The sequence below is a fragment of the Shinella sp. CPCC 101442 genome (assembly GCF_024704725.1).
In the GTDB taxonomy this organism is placed as follows: Bacteria; Pseudomonadota; Alphaproteobacteria; order Rhizobiales; family Rhizobiaceae; genus Shinella.
The window spans coordinates 952,936-977,078 of the sequence record NZ_JALIQS010000002.1; the positions used below are offsets into that span (position 1 = coordinate 952,936).

Below are 24,143 nucleotides of genomic sequence, written 5' to 3' on the forward strand. Positions count from 1 at the left end.
AGGGGAAGCCCGCTGTTTTGCGGCCATGGCGCGGCGCGCAGGCACGATCCGTCCCGGGGACTGTCGGAACTGGTCGCGGCCCCGTCGCAGACAGGCTGCAATGGCGCAAACACAGGCCCTAAGATCGGCCGCAATATTTCATCGGGGTCCAGCACATGGCAGAGTTTCCGCAAAAGGCGAAGGTCGTCATCATCGGTTTGGGTGGCATCGTGGGCGCGTCCATCGCCCATCATCTCATCGAGCGCGGATGGGACGATATCGTAGGCATCGACAAGTCGGGCATCCCGACCGATATCGGTTCGACGGCGCATGCCTCGGACTTCTGCTACACGACGAGCCACGACTTCCTGTCGGTCTGGACCACCCAGTATTCGATCGATTTCTACGAGAAGATGGGGCACTACGCCCGCATCGGCGGCCTCGAGGTCGCGCGCACCGGCGATGACACCTGGATGGAAGAGATCAAGCGCAAGCTCTCCTCCGCCAAGGCCTTCGGCACCCGCGCGCATTATGTCTCTCCGGCCGAGATCAAGGACATGTTCCCGCTGATCGAGCAGGACCAGGTGATGGGCGGCATGTTCGATCCGGATGCCGGCCTCGTCGTGCCGCGTTCGCAGACGGTTGCGGGCAAGCTGGTCGATGCCGCTGAAAAGTCCGGCAAGCTGCAGGTCTACGGCAACACGCCGGCCCAGTCGCTGATCGTCGAGGGCGGCCGCATCAAGGGCGTCGTCACCCATCGCGGCACCATCATGGCCGATCATGTCATCGTCTGCGCCGGCATCTGGGGCCGTCTGATCGCCGAAATGGTCGGCGAGGACCTGCCGGTCATGCCGGTCGATCACCCCCTCACCTTCTTCGGCCCGTACAACGAGTTCGAGGGCACCGGCAAGGAAATCGGCTACCCGCTTTTGCGCGACCAGGGCAACTCCGCCTATATGCGCGACACCGGCGACCCGAAGACCACCGAGGGCGGCCAGATCGAGTGGGGCTACTACGAGACCACCAATCCGCGTCTCTGCCATCCGCGCAACATTCTGGAAAAGCACGAGGCGCGCCTGTCGCCCTCGCAGCGCGACCTCGACATGGAGCAGATCCTCGAGCCGCTCGAAAAGGCCATGGAACTGACGCCAATCCTCGGCGAACTCGGCTATAACGAAGGTCATTCCTTCAACGGCCTGCTGCAGGTTTCCGCCGCCGGCGGCCCGTCCTGCGGCGAGAGCCAGAAGGTGCGCGGCCTGTGGTACTGCGTCGCCATCTGGGTGAAGGACGGCCCCGGCTATGGCAAGCTGATCGCCGACTGGATGACGGACGGCCGCACCGAGATCGACCACAACTCGATCGACTATTCGCGCTTCTACCCGCATCAGCTGACGGAAGAATTCATCGAGGGCCGCAGCTACGAGGCCGCCCAGAAGATCTATTTCCCCGCCGTGCACAACCGCGAACCCTATGCCTCGGGCCGCGGCGCCAAGCGCTCGCCCTTCCATGAACGCGAAAAGGAACTCGGCGGCTACTTCATGGAACTCGGCGGCTGGGAGCGTGCGCACGGCTACGCCGCCAACGAGCACCTGCTGGAAAAATACGGCAACCGCGTTCCGGTGCGCGAGAACGAATGGGACAGCCGCCACTTCTGGCGTGTCTCGAATGCCGAGCATCTGGCGATGAGCGAGGATTGCGGCATCGTCAACCTCTCGCATTTCCACATGGTGGATATCGAGGGCCCTGACCATGTCGAGCTGCTGGAATGGCTGTGCGCCGCGAAGATCGGCGGCGACGGCAATATCGGCAAGGGTGTCTATACCCACTTCCTCGACGATGAGGGCATGGTGCGCGCCGACTTCACCGTCTTCCGCATGGCCGACCGCTGCCGCCTGGTGAACGGCGCCGATGCCGGCCCGCGCGACTTCCACTACATGAAGCGCATCGCCGAGGACCGTGGCCTTGACGTCACCATCACCGACACCTCGGAAAAGTACATCACCGTCGGCATCTGGGGGCCGAACGCCCGCGAGACCCTGAAGAAGGTGGTGGCGGATCCCGCCGGTCTCGACCAGGAGAATTTCGCCTTCGCCGCGATCAAGCAGATCGAGATTGCCGGCAAGAGCGTGACAGCGTTCCGCATCTCCTATGTCGGCGAGCAGGGCTGGGAACTGCACATGAAGTACGAGGACGGCCTGGCCGTCTGGGATGCGCTGCGCGCCACCGGCGTCATGGCCTTCGGTGTCGAGACCTATGCCAACTCGCGCCGCATGGAAAAGAGCCTGCGCCTGCAGAATGCGGACCTGCTCACCCAGTATAACCTCATCGAGGCGGACCTCGCCCGCCCGAAGGTCAAGGAAGCCGACTTCCGCGGCAAGGCGAAGCATCTGGAGTACAAGGCACGCGCGCACCAGCCGGCAATGCTCTGCACGCTGGTCATGACCGAAAATACCGACAAATCAGGTGTGAAGCGCTACCCGCTCGGCAACCTGCCGGTCATGGACCCGGAAACCGGCGAAGTCCTCATCGACGACCTCGGCCGCCGCTCCTACACGACGTCCATCGCCTTCGGCCCGACCATCGGCAAGAACATCGCGCTGGCCTACCTGCCGCACGCCTATTGCCAAGAGGGCCGCAAGCTCAACATCGAGTATTTTGCCGAGACCTACCCGGTCGAGGTTGTCAGCATCGGCTACAAGCCGCTGTATGACCCCGAAAACCTGAAGCCACGTACGTAAACGCGGCTGGAAAGACCAAAAGAAAGGGCGTGCCGGTGGCGCGCCCTTTTGTTTGGATCAGCGGAATACGGCGCCGTTTTCAGCAACAAGCCGCCCGGCCTTGAACACAAGACGCCCCTTCGGCACTGCCACGACCGCCTCCGGCACATGCTCGGCGTCGAGCGTCACGAAATCGGCCTTGGCACCGACCTCAATGCCATAGCCGTCCAGACCGAGAGCCCGGGCGCTGGCTGATGTCACCACGTCGAAGGCGACACTCAGTTCCTCGTCCGTGTAGAAGCCGGAGCGGTAGCCGATCATCATCGCGCGGCCCAGCATGTCTCCATCGCCGTAGGGCCACCAGGAATCGCGGATATTGTCGTTGCCGGCGAAGACGTTGACGCCCTCGCCCCGCAGAAGCGCGACGGGCGGGAAGGCGTGGTCGCCGGGGGCGTTGGTCATGATGGAGACACCGGCGGCGGCGATCCGGGCACCGATGCGGCGGGCGGAATCCGCATCGAGGTCGCCGAGGCCGTAGGCATGGCTGATCGCCACCCTGCCCTGCAGGCCGAGCGCCACCGTGCGCGCGCAAATCTCCTCCACCGTGAAGACGCCGAGCGAGCCGAAATCGTGCAGGTGGATATCGACGCCGACGCCACGCTTCTCGGCGACCCCGAAGACGACGTCGAGATGGCCTTGCAGGTCCCGGTCGAAGCTTGCCGGATCGAGACCGCCGACAAGATCGGCGCCGAGCGCTACCGCCTCGTCCAGCAGTTCCGCCGTGCCGGGGCTCTTCAGGATGCCGTTCTGCGGGAAGGCGACGAGCTGGATGTCGATGATGTCCCGGTACTCTTCGCGAATGCCGAGGATGGTCTCCAGCGACGTCAGCCCGACCGAGGCATCGACCATGACGTGGCTGCGCATATGGAGAGAGCCGTTTCCAACGCAGAGCTCCAGCTGCTTGCGGGCGCGCTCCGCCATGGGGGCCGCCTGTGCCATGTTCTGAGCCTGGAAGGCCACACGCTCATGGACGTCGAAACCGTTGGTGCAGGCTTTGTGGGGGATCCACTTGTCGCCGTAGAAGCTGGTATCGAGATGGATATGGCCCTCGACGAAGGCCGGCACGAGCAAGGCGCCCGCGATGTCCACGCGCTTGGCTTCAACCTCGGTCGAGCCGGCCGGCGCAATCGAAACGATGCGGCCGCCGGCAACGCCGACATCGTTCAGCGAACCATCCGCCAGCTTCGCATTGGTGAACAGGGTTTCGATGCCGGCCATGATATCGCGTCTCCATTTGCACACGGATCGGCCCGCCCTTCAACGAGCGAGCCAATGATTGTATGCAATAACGCGCGAAAATCGTATTCGGTCAATAGGCCGCGGCAACCGCCGCGCTGCCCAGCACCACGATGGGCGTGCCGTTCTGCACGCGGTTGAACAGATCGACCACGTCCTGGTTGATCATGCGCACGCAGCCCGAGGAGACGGACTTGCCGATCGTCCACCACTCCGGCGAACCATGGATGCGGTAGAGCGTGTCCTCGTTGTCCTTGAAGATATACATGGCGCGGGCGCCGAGCGGGTTTTTCAGGCCCGGCTCCATGCCGCCATTGCGGATGCTGTAGGGTTCCAGCTCGGGCTGGCGCGCGACCATCTCGTCCGGCGGCGTCCAGCGCGGCCATTGCCGCTTGTACTGGATGACGCCGCGCCCGGCCCATTCGAAGCCGGCGCGGCCGAGGCCGACGCCGTAGCGCATCGCCTGCCCGTCTTCATAGGTGAGATAGAGGAAATGGTTTGCCGTATCGACCACGATCACGCCGGGCCGCTCGCCCGTGGGATTCGGCACCATCTGGCGATAGAAGCGCGGATCGATCTTCTGATAGGGAATGGCCGGCAGCGGGAACTGCTCGTCATCCTTCGGGCCGTACATGGCGGCGTAGATGCTCGTATCGACGACCGGTTCAGGCCTGACCGCGATCCTCTCGCGCGCCGGCGTGGTGCAGCCGGCCAGAACCGTGGTTGCCAATCCCGCGCTGCCAAGCAGGAAGGACCGGCGGGTTACGCTTTGACCAGTCAATACGATTTCCTCACGCCTCAGTCGTCATAGGGGTCGGCCAGTGCGGCATCGGGCCGGCTGACCGGATATTTCGTGCGCGAAATGCGGGCGGCCATGCCCTTCGCACCCTGCTGCTTCAGAAGCGAGCGGAAGCTCGGATGCATGCCGCCGTCCACATAGGCGAAGCTCGAAACCGGTGTGGCGCTCGCAAAAGCCGCATCCAGCTTCTTTTGTTCCGCACCGATCTTCGCGATCATATCATTTTGTGCGCCATCGGCCGTTGCCGGGCACTGGGCGAGCGGGTCGTCCGGCTCGCCGTTCGCAAATTCCCTGTTGAACACATAGCGGCCGCCGCACACCGAAACCTTCGGCTGCTTCCGCGTGAAGGCGAAGGCGTCATAGCCTTCCTTCAGCGTGCGCCAGAACGGCATGTTCGGATCGCCCTTGTGCTTGGCCATGTTTTCCGTGGTCATGCGGAAGGGATAGGCCTGCACCTGGAAACGCTCCTGGCCGCCATCCAGTGCCTTCTGCACGATGGCGTAGATTTCGCCCACGCCCTGGTCCGTCATGGCGTAGCAGCCGGACGACGAACAGGCTCCGTGCACCATCAGCGCCTCGCCCGAATAGCCGAGCGCCGATTCCAGCCGGTTCGGATAACCGAGATTGAAGGAGACGTAATATTGCGAGTTCGGGTTCAGCATGCCCTCGGAGACATGGTAGAAACCTTCCGGCGCCTGGCGGTCGCCACTCTTCGTCTTCGGGCCGAGCTTTCCCGACCAGCGGCACATCGGATAGGTCTTGAACAGCGCATACTGGCCGCCGGCATTGACCTTCCAGACCTCCAGTTCGCTCTCCTGCTTGAAGATGCGCACGAGAACCGGGCTTTCCGGCCGCATCTTCTTCTTCGACATCTCCGCCTTGACCTTGTTGGACAGCTGCGGCGCCTCGGCGAGCGAAGCGACGTCCATGGCCATGCAGCCGGCGAGCAGGCTGCCGGCGACGGTCGCGGCGGCAAGACGCGCGAACAGCGACAGGCGCGAGCGGTTGGTTTCTGGCGAAGAGCGATGGCGAAGCGCAAACATGGGTCGGTTTCGGTTGTTCGGGGTTCGGGAGCGTCGCGGTCTGCGCGGCGCCTTTGCAGCCTAGAGTCCAAGCGATTGCTTAGAACTTCGTTAATCTTGTGACCTAAACGGCCGTTGCGCGACTTCATGCCACGTCGAATGCCGCGAATCCTGTATCGATTTCCGGCAGCTTAAACCCTCAAGCTGCCTAAGCTTCAAGGCCAGCTTTGCGGCTTTCTTTCGTCCGGAGATCACGCGGCGAACAAAAAATCGTTAGTTACTTGCCCCAAGCCAACCAGACGGCCCATTCGGCAAAGAAAACTTGATTTGGACGGCGTCCCGCTACATCTGTGAGCGAGACTATTTCAAGAGGCGAAACGATGCTGACGATCGGCGATCTTTCCAGGGCCACGGGCGTCAAGGTTCCGACAATCCGCTATTATGAACAAATGGGCCTGCTCTCGCATGCCGAGCGCTCGGAGGGGAACCAGCGGCGCTACTCCAATGGCGAGCGCGACCGCCTCACCTTCATCCGCCATGCGCGCGACCTCGGCCTCACCATCGACGCCATCCGCGAACTGATCGAACTCAGCCAGCACCCGGAACGCCCCTGCCACGATGCCGACCGCATCGCCGCCGAACAGCTTTCGACCGTCCGGCGCAAGATCGAACGCCTGCAGAAGCTGGAGGCGGAACTGGTGCGCATCACCAGCCATTGCCACACCGACCAGGTCCGCGACTGCTACGTCATCCGGGCGCTCGCCAATCACGACCTTTGCCACGACGAACACGACTAAAGCGCGTCGCGATCTTTCAGATTCGCTCCTTGCGCTCTAGTCCCTTGATTTTTCGCATGTCGTTGGCGCAAAACCGCTGCACACTTTTGCGCGACATGCGTTAGGACGCTGCAAGCAATTTCAGCTTCTGAAGCTGCGTTTCGCGCGGCTCGTGCATGTCCAGCATGCCCTGGAGCCGGCCATCCGCACGGATGAGAAAGAGGCCGGCGGTGTGGTCCATCGTGTAACTGTCCGAGGCCGTCGGCACCTTTTTGTAGGTAGCTGAAAAGGCATCCGCCGCCGCCTTCGTCTCGGCCGCATCACCGCGGAGCGCGATGATGCGTGGGTCGAAGGAGGTCATGTAGAGCTTCAGCAGCTCCGCCGTGTCGCGCTCGGGATCGACGGAGATGAAGAGCGGCGTGATGCGATCTGCCGCCGGGCCGATGTCCTTCAGCAATGCACTCAGCTCGAACAGCGCCGTCGGGCAGACATCCGGGCAATGGGTGAAGCCGAAGAAGACGAGATAGGGTTTTCCGGCGAGATCGGCCGAGCCGAAGGCTTTGCCGTCGACCGTCTGCAAGGCGAAAATGCGCTGCTTTGGCTTTTCCGTTGCAGGAACCTGTGCCGCGACCGTCGCTCCGACGATCGCGGCCAGCACGCCTGCAAGACCAATGAATGTCCTGCGCTTCATTTGATCGGCCGCAGCAGGCGCAGCGCATTCAGCGTCACGAGCACGGTGGCGCCGGTATCGGCGAGGATCGCCGGCCAGAGGCCGGTGATGCCGACGATGGTCGTCACCAGGAACACACCCTTGAGGCCAAGCGAGAGAACGATGTTCTGCACGATGTTGCGCATGGTGCGCTTGGAGAGGTCCGTCATCAGCGCGACATCGCCGACGCGGCCGTGCAGGATGGCGGCATCCGCCGTTTCGAGCGCCACATCCGTACCGCCACCCATGGCGATGCCGACATTGGCGGCAGCAAGTGCCGGGGCGTCATTGATGCCATCGCCGATCTTGCCGACGACATAACCTTCGCGCTGCAGTTCGCCGACGATGCGCTGCTTGTCCTCCGGCATCAGTTCGGCGCGCACCTCGATGCCGAGTTCGGCTCCGACGGCTTTTGCCGTGCGGGCATTGTCGCCCGTCAGCATGATCGTCTTGATGCCCGCATCCTTCAGCGCCTTGAGGCCGGCCGCTGCATCGGCGCGTGGCTCGTCGCGCATGGCGATGGCCCCGACGAGCACGCCGTCGACGACCAGCATGGAGACGGTCTTGCCATCATCGTTGAGCTTTGCAGTGGCGGCCTTGACCTCGTCGGACAGCGTGACCTGTTCGGCAACCGCCTTCGGCGAGCCGAGGAACACCTGCCTGCCCTCGACGGTGGCGGTGACGCCCTTGCCGCCGAGCGCTCGCGAACCGCTTGCCACCGGCGGCACGATGCCGTCGTCCGCGGCCTTGCCGAGGATGGCGAGCGCCAGCGGGTGGCTGGAGCCGGCTTCGAGGGCGGCGGCGAGGCGCAGCACCTCATCGGCCGGTTGCGCGAAGGCGACGATGTCGGTGACAACAGGCTTGCCTTCCGTCAGCGTGCCGGTCTTGTCGAAGGCGATGGCGGTGAGCTTGCCGAGGCCTTCCAGCACCGCGCCGCCCTTCATCAGCAGGCCGCGGCGGGCACCGGCGGAGAGCGATGCGGCGATGGCGGCGGGCGTCGAGATGACCAGCGCGCAGGGGCAGCCGATCAGGAGAACGGCGAGGCCCTTGTAGACCCATTCGCTCCAGATGCCGCCGAGGAACAGCGGCGGGATGATCGCGACGAGGGCCGCGACGACGACCACGCCAGGCGTATAGTATTTGGAGAAGCGATCGATGAAGCGCTCGGTCGGCGCCTTCGATTCCTGGGCTTCCTCGACCAGTTTGATGACGCGGGCGATGGTGTTGTCCGCAGCCGCCGCGGTGACGCGCACGCGCAGCGCCGCATCACCATTCACCGTGCCGGCGAAGACGGTGTCGCCGATTTCCTTGTTGACCGGGGTGCTTTCGCCGGTGACCGGGGCCTCGTCGATGGCGCTCTCGCCGTCGATGATCACGCCATCGGCGGAAATGCGGTCGCCGGGGCGTACCAGAATGACGGCGCCAACCGCGAGCGATTCGGCCGGCACTTCCTTGGTGCGACCGTTCTCTTCGAGGAGTGCGGTCTTCGGCACGAGGGCGGAGAGCGAGCGGATGCTGTCACGCGCCTTGCCGGCTGCAACCCCTTCCAGCAACTCGCCGACGAGGAAGAGGAAGACGACGGCGGCGGCCTCTTCTGTGGCATTGATGACCACCGCGCCGACGGCGGCAATCGTCATCAACATCTCGATGGAGAACGGCGTGCCGGCGAGGGCCGCCATGATGGCGCGGCGCGCGATCGGCAGGAGACCGACGAACATCGCGATGACGAAAGCATAGGTCTCGATGGCCGGGAAGAGATGGCCGACGCCGTAGGCGATGACCAGCGACGCACCGGCGAGAATCGTCAGCCGACCCTTCTTGCCCTTCCACCATGGACCTTCGGACGGGCCGTGATCGTGGCCGTGCAGGCCCTCGATGGCCGCAGCCTTCGGCTTGTGGTCATGGCCGGCGTGGTCATGATCATCATGATCATGCGAATGGTCGTGCCCGTGGTCATGATCGTGGCTGCAACCGGGGCCATGCTCGTGCTTCGCCGCCGGCTTTTCCGCAATCGCTGCCGCCGGCGTCACCGCATAGCCGAGGCCGGAGACTTTTTTGCGGATCGCGTCAAGGTCGCTCGTCACGTCGTGCTGTACGCGCATGGTGCAGGCGGTCACGGAAACGGATACGTCCGAAACCCCCGGCATGCGGCGCACGGCCGTATCGATCTTGCTGGCGCAGGAGGCGCAATCCATGCCGCCAACCCGGAAACGCGTCTCTTTCACATCGGACATCATACAATCCTCTTCAGTCTGTCGAGGCTGTTCTACGACCTCTAGCGACTAGAGGTGCAAGAGGGGAACACGAAAAAAATCCGGGCAAAGAGGCGCATTGATATTTCCCGCATCGCCATGCTAGAGAGCGCCGACTTTATTTGCAGGTTTCATCTGCTGGTTGGGGAGGACGCCATGTCTTGGCACGCCCTCTTCCAATCGGGGATGGGCTCTCTTGATGCCCCCCGAACGGAAGAACGCTTTTTGATGGGTGCCCTTGCGGCACAATCGGGCTTTGACACCGTTTCGCCGGTGCGGGCGCCGCGCCTGCGCGTCCTTTCTCCGCTCAAGCACCGCGACAGAGGCAACAGCGCGAAAGCGCTGTCACATCGCCGTGCCCGGACAACGATACCGTAACATCGGTCTCCCCTTTTAGCCGTTTGAAGCAGGAGGTTTGCGCCTCCGCTTTGCGCGTTGCTATCGCGCTGCCGGCCGGGCCGGCGCCATTCCACCCGCCAAGAAGACAGGTCCCGCATGTCCCTCACGACACCCTATTATCTGATCGACAAGTCGAAGCTCATCGCCAACATGGAAAAGATCGCGCGCCTGCGCGAGCTTTCCGGCGCCAAGGCGCTGCTCGCGCTGAAATGCTTCGCCACCTGGTCGGTCTTCGATCTGATGCGCGACTACATGGACGGCACGACCTCCTCGTCGCTGAACGAAGTGCGCCTCGGCCATGAGCGTTTCGGCAAGGAAACGCACGCCTATTCCGTCGCCTATGCCGATTACGAGATCGACGAGGTCATCAGCCACGCTGACAAGATCATCTTCAACTCGGTGAGCCAGCTCGATCGTTTCGGCGACAAGGCATCCGGCATCGTGCGGGGCCTGCGCCTCAATCCCGGCATTTCCTCCTCCACCTTCGATCTCGCCGACCCGGCCCGCCCGTTCTCGCGACTTGGCGAATGGGATGTGAAGCAGGTGGAACCCGTGATGGACCGCATCTCCGGCTTCATGATCCACAACAATTGCGAGAACGGCGATTTCGACCTGTTCGACCGCATGCTCGGCACGATCGAGGAGAAATTCGCGCCTCTCCTGAAGAAGGCCGAATGGGTGAGCCTTGGCGGCGGTATCCACTTCACCGGCGAAACCTATCCGCTGGAAAAATTCGCCGAGCGGCTGAAGCGGTTTTCCGGCGACTACGGCGTACAGGTCTATCTGGAGCCCGGCGAAGCCTCGATCACCAAATCCACCACGCTGGAAGTGACGGTGCTCGACACGCTGAACAACGGCAAGGACCTCGCCATCGTCGACAGTTCGATCGAGGCCCACATGCTGGACCTCTTGATCTACCGGGAAAACGCCAAGCTTTTGCCGAACACCGGGCCGCACCGCACCATGGTCTGCGGCAAGTCGTGCCTCGCCGGCGATATTTTCGGCGAATTCAATTTCGAGGCCCCGCTGAAGGTCGGCGACCGCATCTCCATCCAGGATGCGGCCGGCTACACCATGGTCAAGAAGAACTGGTTCAACGGCGTGAAAATGCCGGCGATCGCCATCCGCGAACTGGACGGCAGCATCACAACGGTCCGCGAATTCACCTACGCGGACTACGAAGAAAGCCTCTCCTGAGGCGATACGGGTAGAAGGAGATATCCCCCGATATGAAAAAGAACGTCCTCATCATCGGCGCCGGCGGCGTCGCACAGGTGGTCGCGCATAAATGCGCCCAAAACAACGACGTGCTCGGCGATATCCATATCGCGTCGCGCACCAAGGCGAAGTGCGAAAAGATCATCGCGTCGGTCCATGAGAAGAAGGCGATGAAACAGCCGGGCGTGCTCGAAGGCCATGCGCTCGACGCGCTCGACATCGAGGCGACCAAGGCGCTCATCACGTCCACGAAGTCTGAGATCGTCATCAATGTCGGCACCGCCTTCCTCAACATGTCGGTGCTGCGCGCCTGCATGGATACGGGTGTCGCCTATATCGACACCGCGATCCATGAAGAGCCCGGCAAGATCTGCGAGACGCCGCCGTGGTACGGGAACTACGAGTGGAAGCGTGCCGCCGAATGCGAAGAGAAGGGCATCACCGCCATTCTCGGCGCCGGTTTCGATCCGGGCGTGGTCAACGCCTATGCCAAGCTCGCCAAGGACGAATATCTCGACACGGTGACCGACGTCGACATCGTCGATATCAATGCCGGCAGCCATGGCAAGTACTTCGCCACGAACTTCGACCCGGAAATCAATTTCCGCGAATTCACCGGCGTCGTCTATTCCTGGCAGGATGGCCAGTGGCAGACGAACAAGATGTTCGAAATCGGCAAGGACTACGACCTGCCGGTCGTCGGAACGCGCCGCGCCTATCTCTGCGGCCATGACGAAGTGCATTCGCTGGCGAAGAACATGGACGGCGCGAATGTGCGCTTCTGGATGGGTTTTGGCGACCACTACATCAACGTCTTCACCGTTCTGAAGAACCTCGGCCTGCTCTCCGAACAGCCGGTCAAGACCGCCGAAGGGCTTGAGGTCGTGCCGCTCAAGGTCGTCAAGGCGGTGCTGCCGGATCCGTCGTCGCTTGCGCCGAACTACGAAGGCAAGACCTGCATCGGCGACTACGTGAAGGGCATGAAGGACGGCAAGGAAAAGACCGTCTTCATCTACAACGTGGCCGACCATAAGGAAGCCTACGAGGAAGTCGGCAGCCAGGGCATTTCCTACACCGCCGGTGTGCCGCCGGTCGCAGCAGCAATGCTCGTCGCCACCGGCGAGTGGGACGTGAAGAAGATGGCCAACATCGAAGAGTTGGCGCCCAAACCCTTCATCAACCTGCTCAACGGCATGGGCCTGCCCACCCGCATCCAGGACGAAGACGCCGACCGCGCCGTCAGCTTCTAAGCCTGAAAACACCGGCCGCGCCTCGTGCGCGGCCGGTGTCTTTTCGCCGGCAGCCTTTGGCCCGCGGCCAGGCCGTTCCGGCCCCTCCCCCGAAAAACACATCGAAACCAGCCACATCCGGTTCACGGCTTCGCTTTGAACCGTTGCACCGTCCTGCATCCACGCAATTGCCATGACAGTGAAATATCACAGCCTTGACACGTCCAAAAATAGCTTTATAACTTAGCTATATTACAAACAATCGCTAGGGAGGACAGGCGATGGACGAGCGGCAGTTCCGCAATGCGCTTGCCGAATACGCGACCGGCGTGACCATCGTCACGGCGCGGTCGAAATCGGGCGAGAAGATCGGCATGACGATGACCTCGTTCAACACGGTCTCGCTCGATCCGCCGCTGGTGCTGTTTTCCGTCGGCGTCAAGGCACTGAGCCTCGATGCGCTGCGCGAGGCGGATGCCTATGTGGTGAACATCCTCGCCCGCACGCAGGAGAACCTCTCCAACCAGTTCGCCCGCGCTTCGAGCGACAAGTGGGCCGGCGTGCACCACACCGAGGGCCACAAGGGTGCGCCACGGCTGACCAATGCCATCGCCCAGTTCGAATGCGAGCCCTATGCCTGCCACGAAGGTGGCGACCACCTGATCTTCCTCGGCCGCGTCGTCAACTTCCGGACGTCCGATACGGCGGCCGAGCCGCTGCTGTTCTTCCGCGGCCGCTACCACAGCGTCGCCGGCCCGCGCATCGACGTCGATGCCTGGCCTCTGCCCCTGCATTACTGAAACCCTCTGGAGGATGCATATTATGAGCAAGTCCGAACCAAAATCCGGCAAGGCGCACCTTGCCAGCCTGCGCGATGGCCGCGAGATTTTCATCAACGGCGCGCGCGTCAACGACGTGACGACGCATGACGCCTTCTCCAATGTCGCGCGCTCGGTCGAAAAGATGTTCGACTTCGCAAAGGCCCCGGAAAATGCCGACCTGATGACCTATGCGACGCCGGAAGGCGGCCGCGCCAACCGCATCTGGGAACTGCCCGGCAGCTACCAGGAACTGGTCAAGCGCCGCGCCGGCCTTGAAGCCTGGACCGGCCTGCATGGCGGCTTCCTAGGCCGCGCGCCTGATCATGTCGCCTCCTGCATCGCCGGCATGTATATGGGCCGCGACGTCTTCGAGGACTACAACCCGAAATTCGCGCGCAACCTCGCCGACTATTACAAATATGCCCGCGACAACGACCTCTATCTCACCTACGTCATCATCAACCCGCAGGCCGACCGCTCGAAGAATGCCGCCGAGCAGGCCGATCCGTTCCTGACGGCCGGCGTGGTCGATCGCGACGCGGAAGGCATCACCGTGCGCGGCGCAAAAATGCTGGCGACCGGCGGTGTCGTCGCCAACGAAGTCTTCGTCACCTGCATCCAGCCGCTGAAGGCGGGTGAAGAGAACTACGCGCTGTCCTTCGCCATTCCGATGAATGCCAAGGGCCTGAAGATCCTGTCGCGCAAGTCCTATGAGGCAGCCTCGCCCTCGGTCTTCGACAATCCGCTGGCGAGCCGCTTCGACGAGAACGACGCCGTGCTCTATTTCGATGACGTGAAGGTTCCGTGGGACCGCGTCTTCATCGATGGCGATGTCGCCATGTGCGCCAAGCAGTTCCATGCGACGCCGGCCCATGTCTACCAGAACTACCAGGCGATGATCCGCCTGTCGGTCAAGCTGCGTTTCCTCGTCGGCATTGCCAAGCGTACCACCGACGTCAACGGCATCTCGCAGTTCCCGCAGGTGCGCGAAATGCTTGGCCAGCTCGCCGCCGAGGCCGGCATGGTGGACGCGTTGGTCGCCGCGATGGAAGCCAAGGGCAAGCAGGTCGGCGCCTATTTCGTGCCGGATGCTGCAACGCTCTACAGCGCGCAGGTGCTGACCCAGCAGCTCTATCCGAAGATCCTGAATACGCTGCGCGAACTTGCCGGTGGCGGCATGATCATGCTGCCCTCCTCGGTCGACGATTTCGGCAATCCGGAACTGGCGCGCCTCATCGACAAGACGCAGCAGTCGCCGGCCGCCTCCTCGCGGGACCGTGTCAAATTCTACAAGCTCGCCTGGGATGCCGTCGGCTCCGAGTTCGGCTCGCGCCATCACCAGTACGAGATGTTCTATGCCGGCGCGACCTTCGTGACGAAGAACCACGCCTTCCGCACCTACGACTGGTCCGCCGCCGACGGGTTGCTGCAGAACATGCTCGATTCCTATTCGCTCGAGGACAGCCTGAAGGCCGCCGAGGCAGCCTGACGCCGTTCTTCGCGGGCGTGCCTTCCGGCGCGCCCGCTCTCCCGCTTTCAACCACAGGAGGACCCGATGCCGGTCAACAAGAAACACGACGAATTCTACACACTCGACATGACGACAGGCTGGGAAGTGCCCGTTGGCTATCCGCAGGGCATCAAGCAGAAGATCATTTCCGGTGCCCTCGATGAGGAGAACCGTGGCGGGACGCGCACGCGCCTCTTGAAGTTCGATCCGGGCGTCTTCACCACCAAGCCGTTCGAGCATGAATATTGGGAAGAGGTTTATCTCGTCTCCGGCGACCTGACGGTCGGCAACGACGAGAACGGCGATGGCGGCGAGACTTTCCCGCCCAACACCTATGCCTGCCGCCCGCCGCATGCGCCGCACGGCCCCTTCAAGTCGGAGAAGGGCTGCATACTGCTCGAAATTCACTATTTTGATCCGGTCTGATTCGGGCACAAGCAGGAGATAAAGCAATGCGCGCAACACTGAACGAACTTGCGGCCGATCTGGCGACGGGCAAGATCACGTCGTCGCAACTGGTCGAAGGATCGCTCGCGCGCATTGCCGACGAGACAGGCGAAGGCGCCCGCGCCTTCGTCAAGGTCCATGCGGACAAGGCCCGAACCGCGGCAAAGGCCGCCGACGATCTCCGCAAGGCGGGCCTCGCCCCCTCGCGCTTCGCCGGCATTCCGATTGCCGTCAAGGACCTGTTCGACCTCTCGGGCGATCCCACCCCCGCCGGCTCGAAAGTGCTGGCGAACGCGGCGCCCGCCGAAACCGATGCGCCCGCCATCGCGCGCCTCAAGGCCGCAGGCTTTGTCGTCGTCGGTCGCAACAACATGACCGAATTCGCCTTTTCCGGTGTCGGCATCAACCCTCATTACGGTACGCCCGCCAACCCCTATGATCGCGCCACCGGCCGCATTCCCGGCGGCTCCTCCTCGGGTGCTGCCGTTTCCGTCGCAGACGGCATGGCGGCTGCGGCGATCGGCTCGGATACCGGCGGCTCCTGCCGCATCCCGGCGGCGCTCTGCGGCATCGTCGGCTACAAGCCGACCGCCAGCGCCGTTCCGCTCAAAGGCGCTCTGCCGCTCTCCTTCACGCTCGATTCGATCGGTCCGCTGGCCAACAGCGTCGATTGCTGCGCCAGCCTGCATGAAATCCTGAGCGGCACCTCGCTTGACAACGAGGCGGAACGTTCCGTCGCCGGCCTACGCATCGCCGTGCCGCAATCCGTCGTCTTCGACGGCATCGAGCCGCATGTCGCCAAAACCTTTGAAGCCGCGCTCAAGCACCTCGCCGATGCCGGCGCCATCGTGACGGAAATTCCGCTCAGGGAATTCGAGATGGTCGGCCGCATCAACGGCAAGGGCGGCTTCCCGGCCCCCGAAGCGCTGTCCTGGCATCGCGACCTGCTGGAAGAGCACGGCGAGCAATACGACCAACGTGTCCGCGCCCGCATCCTGCGCGCCAAGGAGCAGACGGCGGCGGACTATATCGACATGCTGCACCTGCGCCGCGCCTATATCGAGGAAACGAACCGGGCGATCTCCGCCTACGACGTCCTCGCCATGCCGACCGTGCCGATGGTCGCCCCGGCCATCGCTTCGCTCGAGGCCGACAACGACCTCTTCGTGAAGACCAACCTGACGCTGCTGCGCAATCCCGCACTGATCAACATGCTGGACGGCTGCTCGATCTCATTGCCCGCGCACACCGAGGGCGAGGCCCCGGTCGGCCTGATGCTGGCAGCGGCCGGCCGGCGCGACGCGGCGCTGTTTGCCAATGCGCGGGCGGTGGAGGCGGTGCTGCGGGGACGATAGCGCCTTCCACAAAGGTCATGCCATGAAGGAAAGCCGCGGTTTGGATCGCTTCATCCCGTGGGCGTTGATTTGTCGAAACAGGTATTGACCCTCCACCTGATGGAGGCCGTAATGACCTCGCCATGGAAACGAAGTTCTACACGATTGGCGAAGTATCCAGCATTTCCGGGCAGTCGGTAAGGCGCATCCGCTTCTATTCCGACAAGGGCCTTTTGCCCCCAAGCCTGCGGACCGAAAGCAACTACCGCATCTACACCGACACGGACCTTGCGAAGCTTGAGCTCATCCGAGCGCTTCGCGAGGCCGGCGTCGGGCTGGAACTGATCGGCAATCTGTTCCGCCAAAAGCTTTCCCTTGGTGAATTGCTGCAAACACGGCTCGATATCCTCGAGGCGGAGATTGCCTCCAAGCGGCGGGCGGCGGGCGTTCTGCGTGCTGTTCTTCGTTTTCCAAACCCGTCCCACGAGGACCTCAGAAGGATTTGGACCATGAGCAAACACAGCCATCGGCAAATGCAGACCCTCGTGGAGAATTTCATAGGCGTCATTGCAGAAGGTACCAAGCTTGACGGTGAACAGCGGCGCAGCCTCATCGAGGCCAGCGTGCCCACATTGCCCGATGATCCGACCGCCGAGCAGATCGAAGCCTGGGACGAGCTTTCCGCCCTGCTGGTCGACAGGGATTTCGCGCGCGAAATGCGTGTTGAAATGCAGGCGTTCTGGACAGGCGCACTCGACCCCGCGGCCTATCAAGCCGCTTCGATCGAGGCCTATGAAGCGGCCAAAAACGGTGTGTCGACCGGCATTCGGCCCCAGAGCGCCGAAGCCCGGGCAATCGCGGAGACTTGGCTTGCAAAATCCGCTCTGGCGATGGGACGGGAGGCCGATCGTTCGTTCATCGACTGGCATATCGCCCAGTATGACAAGAACGCTGGCCGAACCGCCCGCTATCGCGAGCTGCATGCCATTTTGCAGGGCAAACCGTTGGCGGAGGCCGACCTCACGGCCTGGACCTGGCTCAATGACGCCTTGAAGGCGCTACCGGAGCGATAAGCGAACCGTTTTTGAAGCCGCCTCAAAACTGCCGGACGATGTTTTCCCTGAACGCCTCGATATGCTCGCGAATCGCCCTCTCCGCCTGATCGGGATCGCGCTTGCGGATGCCTTCCACCACTGCTGCATGCTGCTCGCAGACGCGCACATGGTGCTCGTTGGAGCGCAGCGAGATGAACCACAGCCGTGTCGAGCGGTCGTGCAGGTTGCCCATGATGTCGGGCAGCATGGAATTGCGCGAGCTTGTCGCAAGAAGGGCGTGGAAGGCGCGGTCGAGGTTCATCATGGCCTCGATCGCGCGGTCTTTTGCGGCCTGCCAGGTGGCGTCGAGGTTTTCCGAAAGGCGGGCGAGATCGGCGGGCTCGGCCAGTTCCGCCACCTTTCGCACGCAGAAGGCCTCGTTGACGAGGCGCACGTCGATGATGTCAAAGATTTCGTTGAGGCTTATGGGCTTCACCATTATGCCCTTGCGCGGCAGCACGTCGATCAGCCCGTCCGCCGCAAGCCGGTCGATGGCCTGGTGGACGGGGGTGCGGCCGATGTTGAGCTCACTGCTCAGCATGCCTTCGCTCAGCACCTCGCCGGGCTTGAGGTCGCAGGTGATGATGCGGCGCTTGATGGCCTCATAGGCCGTATCACGCAGGGAAACGACGGGGTCGCCGCGCCTGCGCGGGGCGAGCGGTGCATCATCGGTCTCCGCAATCGCATCGGTCGTCGTTGTCATGTCCGCCTTCCTTCACTCGCCGCCCGTGAGGGTCGGCAGGCCGATTAGTATCGACTTGCCGGTCCGAGACAAGCGGGGCGCCTGTAGCAACTCCGGTGAAAATCGGCTCAGCGGAAGTGCTACAGGATTTTGTTTCTACCGCATTGTCCGACGCTAAAGCGATGCCGCTTCGGCTGGAAATGCTCCAGCCGGGAATCACCCCGCGATGGGCAACGTCTTCACGTCATAGCCGAAAGCGATCTTGCGTTGCAAAACCGGATCCTCCAGTTCGCCCTCGAAGCGCGTGCCCGGGCGCACGCCGCCGATGGCCGGCATGGTGCCGCCGAACATCGCGGTGCCGTCGGGAAGCGTTCCATCCGTCGCCCAGCCACCGATCAGGTTCGCCGGCGCCAGAAGGCCTGAGAGGCGACCTTCCTGGTAGAGCACGCGCACGCCGTCGATGACCGCATGGCTGCGCAGGATCAGGTCGTCCCAATGGTCCGCCACCTCCTCGAAGGGCCAGACGGTGGTGGCGACCGGCTTGTCGCAGACCTGCTTGGAGACGGTGACACCATAGGCCTCGACCTTGCGATCGGTGTGGTCGGAGCCGACGCCGACATGCAGCTTGCCGTCCTTGGCAATCAGGAGAGCCTCCACCTCGCCGCTGCCGGCCCCACCGACGTCTTCGATGGACTTAGCCGTGGAGAGACGCGCCGCGGCGACGCGGTAATAGGTCGGCGTTGCGGCGGGGCGGGCGATGCCAAGCGCCTCCAACTCGCGGATGTGATGCTCCATCGCCTCCTTGTTGCGGCCGGCCCAGCCGGCGATCACCAGATTTTCGACGTCGATGGTGACCGGTGCGCGGCCGTCGCGGCTTTCCAGCGTGAGATTGAGTGTCGTCATGCGCAGTTACTCCCTAGACAGCCGTCCCGGCTACTTGTTAACATCGCTTTGCTACAAAATTAAATGTCAGTGATATTTCACTGCAGTTTTATCTTGCATATGAAATGCGATTACGCAATCATCAAAAACAGAGCGCTGGACGAGGAAAACCGACGCCGAACTCAGCTCCGGAGCACCGCTTCGGGCGGCGATGCCGCATGGCCGAAAACAACCGGAACCCGGTGCAACCCGGGCCAACAAGAGGGAATGAGATGATCAGCTACCGAAAAATTCTTTGCTCGGCCGTCGCGGCCGCCGCCTTGCTCGTCGGCCCGGCGCTGGCTGAGGAAAAGCCGGCCGCGCTTGGCGTCGGCGTGTTCAGCTTCACCTCCGGCGGCACCGCCGCCTATGGCAAGCCGGGCCGCGATGCCGCCGAACTGATGATCGAGCGCATCAACGCCAAGGGCGGCATCGGCGGGGTGCCGCTCTCTGCCACCTATGTCGACGAGGGCCAGGGCACCGAGGGTGTGATCGCCGAATACCGCAAGCTTGCAGGCGATGCCGCAACCCAGGTGATGATCGCCGCGCTTTCCTCCGGCAATTGCATGGCGCTTGCCCCGGTCAGCGACCAGATGAAGATCCCGACCGTCGGCTGGAATTGCGACACGCACCAGCTCTACCTCAAGGACGCGCATCCCTATTTCTTCCGGCCGAACGGCAATACCGTGCCGGAGTTCGTCGCCTATGCGGCCTATCTCATCGCCGTGAAGCCCGATGTGAAGCGCATTGCCATCATCAACCCGGACTATGCCTTCGGTCATGACGCGGCAAAGATTTTTACGAGTGCGATAAAGGCGTTCAAGCCGGACGTCGAAGTCGTCGCCGAACTCTTTCCAAAACTCGGCGCCGGCACCTACCAGACGGAAATTTCGCGTCTGACGGCCGCCCGTCCCGATGTGATCTTCTCCAATCTCTGGGGTGGCGACCTCGAAAACTTCGTGCGCCAGGCGAGCCCGCGCGGTCTCTTCCGCTCTTCCCAGGCGGTCCTCGCACTTGGCGAATCCTCCATGCAGAACGTGCAGATCCCCGAGGGCGTGATCGTCGGTGTGCTGGGCGATGGCTGGTGGATGTCGCCGGATGCGGCCGCCAATCCGGAGACCAAGGAATTCGCCGACGCCTACAAGGCGAAATACGGCAAGTGGCCGGTCTTCCCGGCAATGAAGATGGCCAACAGCTTCCTCTATGTGCAAGCCGCCTACGAGAAGGCGATGGCCGGCAATGGCGGCAAGTGGCCCACCCGCGAAGAGGTGGCTGGCGCCATGAAGGGCAGCGAAGTGAAGACGCTGACCGGCACGATGCAGACCCGCGCGGACAATGACGGCGTGGTCGACCAGATCATCGGCGTCACCGCCAAGGCAGACGGCCATGACGGTCCGGTCATCGGCGACATGGTGCGCTACAAGGGCGCCGACCTGATGCCGCCGGCCGGCGAAGACCCGATCGCCTGGATCGGCACGCTCGCCGCCGACCTGCCCGCCAAGCTGCCGCAGCCGGGCTCCTACAAGTAAGCACGCCACAGCCGGCGCGGGGTTTTGCCCCGCGCCCTCCATCAAGCGCATGCGCAGGATGCCGTGCGCGCGGGGTCACAAAATGTTCGAAACCATCGTCCCTCTTCTCATCGACGGTCTGGCGAATGCGGCGCTCATCTTCCTGGTCGCCGTCGGCCTCACCCTCGTCTTCAGCGTGCTGCGCGTGCTCAACGTCGCGCATGGCAGCTTCTATTCGATCGGTGCCTATGCGGCCGCTTCGCTCGGTCTCTGGGTGGTCGGCGCGGGGCTCCCCGGCTGGTTGACCTTCGTCAGCCTGGTGCTGAGTGCCGCGCTGGTCGCCGTCATCGTCGGTCCGGTGATCGAGCGCACGCTGATCCGCTGGACCTACGGCAAGTCGGAGGCGGTGCAGATCCTCGTCACCTTCGGCCTGTTCCTCATCCTCGAAGACCTGCAGCGCATCGTCTTCGGCGTCGATTCCTTCTACGAGGACACGCCGGTGCAACTGCTCGGCTCCATCGAGATCGGCGGTGTGGTCTACCTCACCTACCAGCTCGTGCTGATCCTGCTTGCCGCCGCACTGTTCGTCGGCCTGAAGCTCTTCATCGGCCATACGCGCATCGGCAAGCTGATCGCCGCCGTCGTCGCCGACCGTGAAATCTCGCAGGCGATGGGCATCAACACCAACCGCGTCTTCATGATCGCCTTCAGCCTCGGCGTGTTCCTCGCAGCCCTTGGTGGCGCGCTCACCGTGCCGCAGGCCGGCGTCTCGCCGGGGCTCGGCGCCGATACGATGGTGCTCGCCTTCGCGGTCGCCGCCATCGGCGGGCTCGGCAAGATCGAGGGGGCGGCGGTCGCCGCCGTCATCGTGGCACTCGCCCGGGTACTCACCATCTATTTCGCTCCCGAACTCGATGCGGTCGCGCCTTATCTGGTGATGCTGCTCGTGCTTCTGGTCCGTCCTTACGGCCTGTTCGGCTCCGCAACGACGAGAAAGATCTGACCATGCCTCTTCTTCCCCTCGCTGGCGGCGCCATCATTGCCCTCGTCGCGGCCACCTTCGCCTTTCCCTGGCTCGAATTCGTGCTGACCCTCGCCATCGCCAAGGGTCTTGCCGCCCTCGGCGTCGCGATCCTGTTGCGCGGCGGGCTGATCTCCATCGGCCATGCCATGTTCTTCGCCATCGGCGCCTATGCCACGGCCTTCGCCATGCGGGATTTCGGCATCACCGATGTCTTCGCCCTGATCCTGATTTCCGCCGTCATCTCGCTTGCCGCGGGCCTGCTGATCGGCGTCTACGTGGTGCGCTACCGCGCCATCTTCTTCGCCATGCTGAACCTGGCGATTTCCATGGTGCTGTTCTCGCTGCTCTCCAAATTCTACGGCGTCACCGGCGGCACGGACGGCTTGCGCGTCGGCACGCCGACCGTGCTCGGAATGGTGCTCGAAGCCAAGGCCGTTGCGACCTTCCTGTTTTATGCGTCGATCGCCGCGATGGTTCTCGCCGGCTTTGCCGTCAACGCCTATTTCAAGAGCCCGCTTGGCGAGGCGTTGTCGGCCGTTCACACCAATGAAATCCGCCTCGAATATCTCGGCATTCCGGTGCGCGGCGTGCTGCTTATCGCCTATGGCCTCTCGGCGCTGCTCGCCGGCATCGGCGGTACATTTGCCGCCATGACCATCGGCCATGTGCTGCCCGACATGGCCTATTGGACAGATTCCGGCCATCTCGTGCTCGTCGCCGTGCTCGGCGGCATCAGCGGCATTGGCGGCCCCTTCGTCGGCGCCGTCTTCCTCGAACTGGTGCACACGCTCGCCGCCGGCGTCACCGATGCCTGGAACATGATCGTCGGTACCGCCCTGCTCGGCGTCATCTTCTTCATGCCCAAGGGCCTGATCGGCTTCATTCGTCCGGCGAAGAAGGGAGACGCCGCATGACCGTGCTTCTCGAAGCAAAGAACCTGCACATCACCTTCGGCGCGGTCAAAGCCGCCAATGGCGTGGACCTGCATATCGACGAGGGTGAATTCCTCGCCATCATCGGCCCGAACGGTTCCGGCAAGACGACCTTCCTCAACCTCTGCACCGGCTATATCCGTCCGTCCGAGGGCGAGGTCTACCTCGACGGCAAGCCGATCACCCGCCTGCCGCCGCGCACCATTGCCCGCAAGGGCATCGCGCGTGCTTTCCAGATCCCGCAGCTCTTCCTCGACCAGACCGTGCTCACCAACCTGATGCTGGCGATCGCCTCGCGCGAGGGCCTGTGGCAGATGGGCAAGGCACTCGACCGGCCTGCCTACCGCGACGAGGCCATGGCGCTGCTTGCCATGTTCAACCTTGCCGATTGCGCGCCCACACTCGCCTCGACGCTGCCGGAAGGCCGGCGCAAGCTGGTGGATATCGCGATTGCGCTCGCGCTAAAACCCCGGCTGGTGCTGCTCGACGAGCCGACCAGCGGCGTCAGCGCGCTGGAGCGGTTTGCACTGATGGAAACGCTGATGGGCGCGCTGCGACAAGCCAAGGTTTCCGCCCTTTTCGTCGAGCACGACATGGATGTCGTCGAGCGTTATGCGGACCGCGTCGTCGTCTGGGAAGCGGGCCGGGTGATGGCGGAAGGCAAGCCGGAAACCGTGTTCAAGGATGCCCGCGTCATCGAAAACGTGATTGGAGTGGCCTGATGCTGACCGTCTCTTCCCTCAACGTCTCGCTGGCGGGCGCAAAAATCCTGCGCGACGTCACCTTTTCGCTGAAGCCCGGTGCGACCACCGTGCTGATCGGCCGTAACGGTGCCGGCAAGACCACGCTGCTGCGCGCAATCATGGGACTCACGCCGGCCGAATCCGGCTCAGTCACCCTCGACGGCAAGCAGCTGTTGCCGCTGCCCGCCTTCGCCCGCGCCCCTGCCGGCATCGGCTATGCGCCGGAGGATCGGCGGCTGATCCCGGAGTTTTCCGTCGAGGACAATATCATCCTACCCGGACAGGCGCTGAAGCTACCGCCGGGCGAAATCAAACGCCGGCTGGAAAAGGTCTATGCGCTGCTGCCCGAACTGCACGCAATGCGGGCGCGTCCCGGCAATGGCGTCTCGGGCGGCCAGGGCAAGATGGTGGCGCTCGGCCGGGCGCTGATGGTGGCGGAAAAGCTGCTGATGCTCGACGAACCGTTCCAGGGCCTCGCCCCGGCGCTGGCGCTCGACTATGCCCGCACGCTCTCGCGGTTGCGCGAGACCATGCGCGATCTCACCCTGCTGATCACCGAATCCAGCCCGAACCTGCTGAAATCGGTGGCGGACGAGACGCTGCTCATCGAGCGCGGCGCCGTCACGCTTCAGTCGCGTGAATCGGAGGCGGCATGATCGCGCCAATCGAGCGGGTTCGACGCCCGCTCGGCCTCCTTTGTTTTGACAGCGGTTACCCTATATACCGGTTTC

At 63.3% G+C, this 24,143-nt stretch carries 21 protein-coding genes; 14 read left to right on the forward strand and 7 right to left on the reverse strand.

Features of this window, described 5'->3' with window-relative positions; genetic code table 11:
* The first annotated feature begins 155 nt into the window (after positions 1–155).
* Positions 156–2,717, forward strand: coding sequence for an FAD-dependent oxidoreductase (locus tag MUO32_RS09875; RefSeq protein ID WP_257948042.1), 2,562 nt, complete (start codon positions 156–158; stop codon positions 2,715–2,717).
* A gap of 57 nt (positions 2,718–2,774) precedes the next feature.
* Here the strand turns inward: MUO32_RS09875 and MUO32_RS09880 are convergent, their stop codons facing one another.
* The 3 genes from MUO32_RS09880 to MUO32_RS09890 all read right to left on the reverse strand — a co-directional run bounded on the left by MUO32_RS09880 (position 2,775) and on the right by MUO32_RS09890 (position 5,834).
* Positions 2,775–3,974, reverse strand: coding sequence for an amidohydrolase family protein (locus MUO32_RS09880; RefSeq protein ID WP_257948044.1), 1,200 nt, complete (start codon positions 3,972–3,974; stop codon positions 2,775–2,777).
* A gap of 91 nt (positions 3,975–4,065) precedes the next feature.
* Positions 4,066–4,773, reverse strand: coding sequence for a L,D-transpeptidase (locus tag MUO32_RS09885; protein ID WP_257948045.1), 708 nt, complete (start codon positions 4,771–4,773; stop codon positions 4,066–4,068).
* 17 nt (positions 4,774–4,790) lie between these two features.
* A complete protein-coding gene (locus MUO32_RS09890) occupies positions 4,791–5,834 on the reverse strand; it encodes a L,D-transpeptidase family protein (protein ID WP_374708624.1) in 1,044 nt (347 codons plus the stop codon).
* 359 nt (positions 5,835–6,193) lie between these two features.
* Between MUO32_RS09890 and MUO32_RS09895 the strand changes: the two genes are divergently transcribed.
* Positions 6,194–6,610: a helix-turn-helix domain-containing protein gene (locus MUO32_RS09895; protein WP_257948046.1), complete on the forward strand. Its 417-nt coding sequence runs from the start codon at positions 6,194–6,196 to the stop codon at positions 6,608–6,610.
* Between the two features lie 100 nt (positions 6,611–6,710).
* Here the strand turns inward: MUO32_RS09895 and MUO32_RS09900 are convergent, their stop codons facing one another.
* Positions 6,711–7,280, reverse strand: a complete 570-nt coding sequence (locus tag MUO32_RS09900; protein WP_257948047.1) for an SCO family protein — start codon at positions 7,278–7,280, stop codon at positions 6,711–6,713.
* The gene (locus MUO32_RS09905) at positions 7,277–9,532 is read right to left on the reverse strand and encodes a heavy metal translocating P-type ATPase (RefSeq protein ID WP_257948048.1); all 2,256 of its coding nucleotides are present in this window, start codon (positions 9,530–9,532) and stop codon (positions 7,277–7,279) included. The genes MUO32_RS09900 and MUO32_RS09905 overlap by 4 nt, the downstream gene beginning before the upstream one ends.
* A 513-nt stretch (positions 9,533–10,045) precedes the next feature.
* On the opposite strand from MUO32_RS09905, the gene MUO32_RS09910 reads away from it, so the two are divergent.
* From MUO32_RS09910 to MUO32_RS09940, 7 genes are all read left to right on the forward strand, one after another.
* Complete coding sequence (locus MUO32_RS09910) at positions 10,046–11,146, forward strand: carboxynorspermidine decarboxylase (protein ID WP_257948049.1); 1,101 nt, start codon at positions 10,046–10,048, stop codon at positions 11,144–11,146.
* A 32-nt stretch (positions 11,147–11,178) separates the two neighbouring features.
* Positions 11,179–12,417 (forward strand): saccharopine dehydrogenase family protein, encoded by a 1,239-nt coding sequence (locus MUO32_RS09915; protein ID WP_257948050.1) that lies wholly within the window; start codon positions 11,179–11,181, stop codon positions 12,415–12,417.
* 260 nt (positions 12,418–12,677) lie between these two features.
* Entirely contained in the window at positions 12,678–13,196 is a 519-nt protein-coding gene (locus MUO32_RS09920) for a flavin reductase family protein (RefSeq protein ID WP_257948051.1), read from the forward strand.
* Between the two features lie 22 nt (positions 13,197–13,218).
* On the forward strand, positions 13,219–14,706 hold the full coding sequence (locus MUO32_RS09925) for a 4-hydroxyphenylacetate 3-hydroxylase family protein (protein WP_257948052.1): 1,488 nt from the start codon (positions 13,219–13,221) through the stop codon (positions 14,704–14,706).
* A gap of 66 nt (positions 14,707–14,772) precedes the next feature.
* A complete protein-coding gene (locus tag MUO32_RS09930; protein WP_257948053.1) occupies positions 14,773–15,153 on the forward strand; it encodes a cupin in 381 nt (126 codons plus the stop codon).
* A gap of 26 nt (positions 15,154–15,179) precedes the next feature.
* Entirely contained in the window at positions 15,180–16,529 is a 1,350-nt protein-coding gene (locus MUO32_RS09935) for an amidase (protein WP_257948054.1), read from the forward strand.
* 122 nt (positions 16,530–16,651) lie between these two features.
* Complete coding sequence (locus MUO32_RS09940) at positions 16,652–17,581, forward strand: MerR family transcriptional regulator (RefSeq protein WP_257948055.1); 930 nt, start codon at positions 16,652–16,654, stop codon at positions 17,579–17,581.
* 22 nt (positions 17,582–17,603) lie between these two features.
* On the opposite strand, the gene MUO32_RS09945 is transcribed toward MUO32_RS09940, so the two are convergent.
* Both MUO32_RS09945 and MUO32_RS09950 read right to left on the reverse strand, forming a co-directional pair.
* A complete protein-coding gene (locus tag MUO32_RS09945) occupies positions 17,604–18,305 on the reverse strand; it encodes a GntR family transcriptional regulator (protein WP_257948056.1) in 702 nt (233 codons plus the stop codon).
* 195 nt (positions 18,306–18,500) lie between these two features.
* Complete coding sequence (locus MUO32_RS09950) at positions 18,501–19,187, reverse strand: DUF2848 domain-containing protein (RefSeq protein WP_257948057.1); 687 nt, start codon at positions 19,185–19,187, stop codon at positions 18,501–18,503.
* 251 nt (positions 19,188–19,438) lie between these two features.
* Between MUO32_RS09950 and MUO32_RS09955 the strand changes: the two genes are divergently transcribed.
* From MUO32_RS09955 to MUO32_RS09975, 5 genes are all read left to right on the forward strand, one after another.
* Positions 19,439–20,734, forward strand: coding sequence for an ABC transporter substrate-binding protein (locus tag MUO32_RS09955; protein ID WP_257948058.1), 1,296 nt, complete (start codon positions 19,439–19,441; stop codon positions 20,732–20,734).
* 82 nt (positions 20,735–20,816) lie between these two features.
* On the forward strand, positions 20,817–21,716 hold the full coding sequence (locus tag MUO32_RS09960) for a branched-chain amino acid ABC transporter permease (RefSeq protein ID WP_257948059.1): 900 nt from the start codon (positions 20,817–20,819) through the stop codon (positions 21,714–21,716).
* A gap of 2 nt (positions 21,717–21,718) precedes the next feature.
* Positions 21,719–22,651, forward strand: a complete 933-nt coding sequence (locus tag MUO32_RS09965; RefSeq protein ID WP_257948060.1) for a branched-chain amino acid ABC transporter permease — start codon at positions 21,719–21,721, stop codon at positions 22,649–22,651.
* A complete protein-coding gene (locus MUO32_RS09970) occupies positions 22,648–23,391 on the forward strand; it encodes an ABC transporter ATP-binding protein (protein ID WP_257948061.1) in 744 nt (247 codons plus the stop codon). The genes MUO32_RS09965 and MUO32_RS09970 overlap by 4 nt, the downstream gene beginning before the upstream one ends.
* Complete coding sequence (locus MUO32_RS09975; RefSeq protein WP_257948062.1) at positions 23,391–24,068, forward strand: ABC transporter ATP-binding protein; 678 nt, start codon at positions 23,391–23,393, stop codon at positions 24,066–24,068. Before MUO32_RS09970 ends, MUO32_RS09975 begins: the two co-directional genes overlap by 1 nt.
* Positions 24,069–24,143 lie beyond the last annotated feature (75 nt).

What these genes read in the sequence shown, in the direction of transcription:
- MUO32_RS09875 (WP_257948042.1), top strand. Translation starts at nt 156, where the DNA reads ATGGCAGAGTTTCCGCAAAAGGCGAAGGTCGTCATCATCGGTTTGGGT.
- MUO32_RS09880 (WP_257948044.1), bottom strand. Translation starts at nt 3,974, where the DNA reads ATGGCCGGCATCGAAACCCTGTTCACCAATGCGAAGCTGGCGGATGGT.
- MUO32_RS09890 (WP_374708624.1), bottom strand. Translation starts at nt 5,834, where the DNA reads ATGTTTGCGCTTCGCCATCGCTCTTCGCCAGAAACCAACCGCTCGCGC.
- MUO32_RS09895 (WP_257948046.1), top strand. Translation starts at nt 6,194, where the DNA reads ATGCTGACGATCGGCGATCTTTCCAGGGCCACGGGCGTCAAGGTTCCG.
- MUO32_RS09900 (WP_257948047.1), bottom strand. Translation starts at nt 7,280, where the DNA reads ATGAAGCGCAGGACATTCATTGGTCTTGCAGGCGTGCTGGCCGCGATC.
- MUO32_RS09905 (WP_257948048.1), bottom strand. Translation starts at nt 9,532, where the DNA reads ATGTCCGATGTGAAAGAGACGCGTTTCCGGGTTGGCGGCATGGATTGC.
- MUO32_RS09910 (WP_257948049.1), top strand. Translation starts at nt 10,046, where the DNA reads ATGTCCCTCACGACACCCTATTATCTGATCGACAAGTCGAAGCTCATC.
- MUO32_RS09915 (WP_257948050.1), top strand. Translation starts at nt 11,179, where the DNA reads ATGAAAAAGAACGTCCTCATCATCGGCGCCGGCGGCGTCGCACAGGTG.
- MUO32_RS09920 (WP_257948051.1), top strand. Translation starts at nt 12,678, where the DNA reads ATGGACGAGCGGCAGTTCCGCAATGCGCTTGCCGAATACGCGACCGGC.
- MUO32_RS09925 (WP_257948052.1), top strand. Translation starts at nt 13,219, where the DNA reads ATGAGCAAGTCCGAACCAAAATCCGGCAAGGCGCACCTTGCCAGCCTG.
- MUO32_RS09930 (WP_257948053.1), top strand. Translation starts at nt 14,773, where the DNA reads ATGCCGGTCAACAAGAAACACGACGAATTCTACACACTCGACATGACG.
- MUO32_RS09935 (WP_257948054.1), top strand. Translation starts at nt 15,180, where the DNA reads ATGCGCGCAACACTGAACGAACTTGCGGCCGATCTGGCGACGGGCAAG.
- MUO32_RS09940 (WP_257948055.1), top strand. Translation starts at nt 16,652, where the DNA reads ATGGAAACGAAGTTCTACACGATTGGCGAAGTATCCAGCATTTCCGGG.
- MUO32_RS09945 (WP_257948056.1), bottom strand. Translation starts at nt 18,305, where the DNA reads ATGACAACGACGACCGATGCGATTGCGGAGACCGATGATGCACCGCTC.
- MUO32_RS09950 (WP_257948057.1), bottom strand. Translation starts at nt 19,187, where the DNA reads ATGACGACACTCAATCTCACGCTGGAAAGCCGCGACGGCCGCGCACCG.
- MUO32_RS09955 (WP_257948058.1), top strand. Translation starts at nt 19,439, where the DNA reads ATGATCAGCTACCGAAAAATTCTTTGCTCGGCCGTCGCGGCCGCCGCC.
- MUO32_RS09960 (WP_257948059.1), top strand. Translation starts at nt 20,817, where the DNA reads ATGTTCGAAACCATCGTCCCTCTTCTCATCGACGGTCTGGCGAATGCG.
- MUO32_RS09965 (WP_257948060.1), top strand. Translation starts at nt 21,719, where the DNA reads ATGCCTCTTCTTCCCCTCGCTGGCGGCGCCATCATTGCCCTCGTCGCG.
- MUO32_RS09970 (WP_257948061.1), top strand. Translation starts at nt 22,648, where the DNA reads ATGACCGTGCTTCTCGAAGCAAAGAACCTGCACATCACCTTCGGCGCG.
- MUO32_RS09975 (WP_257948062.1), top strand. Translation starts at nt 23,391, where the DNA reads ATGCTGACCGTCTCTTCCCTCAACGTCTCGCTGGCGGGCGCAAAAATC.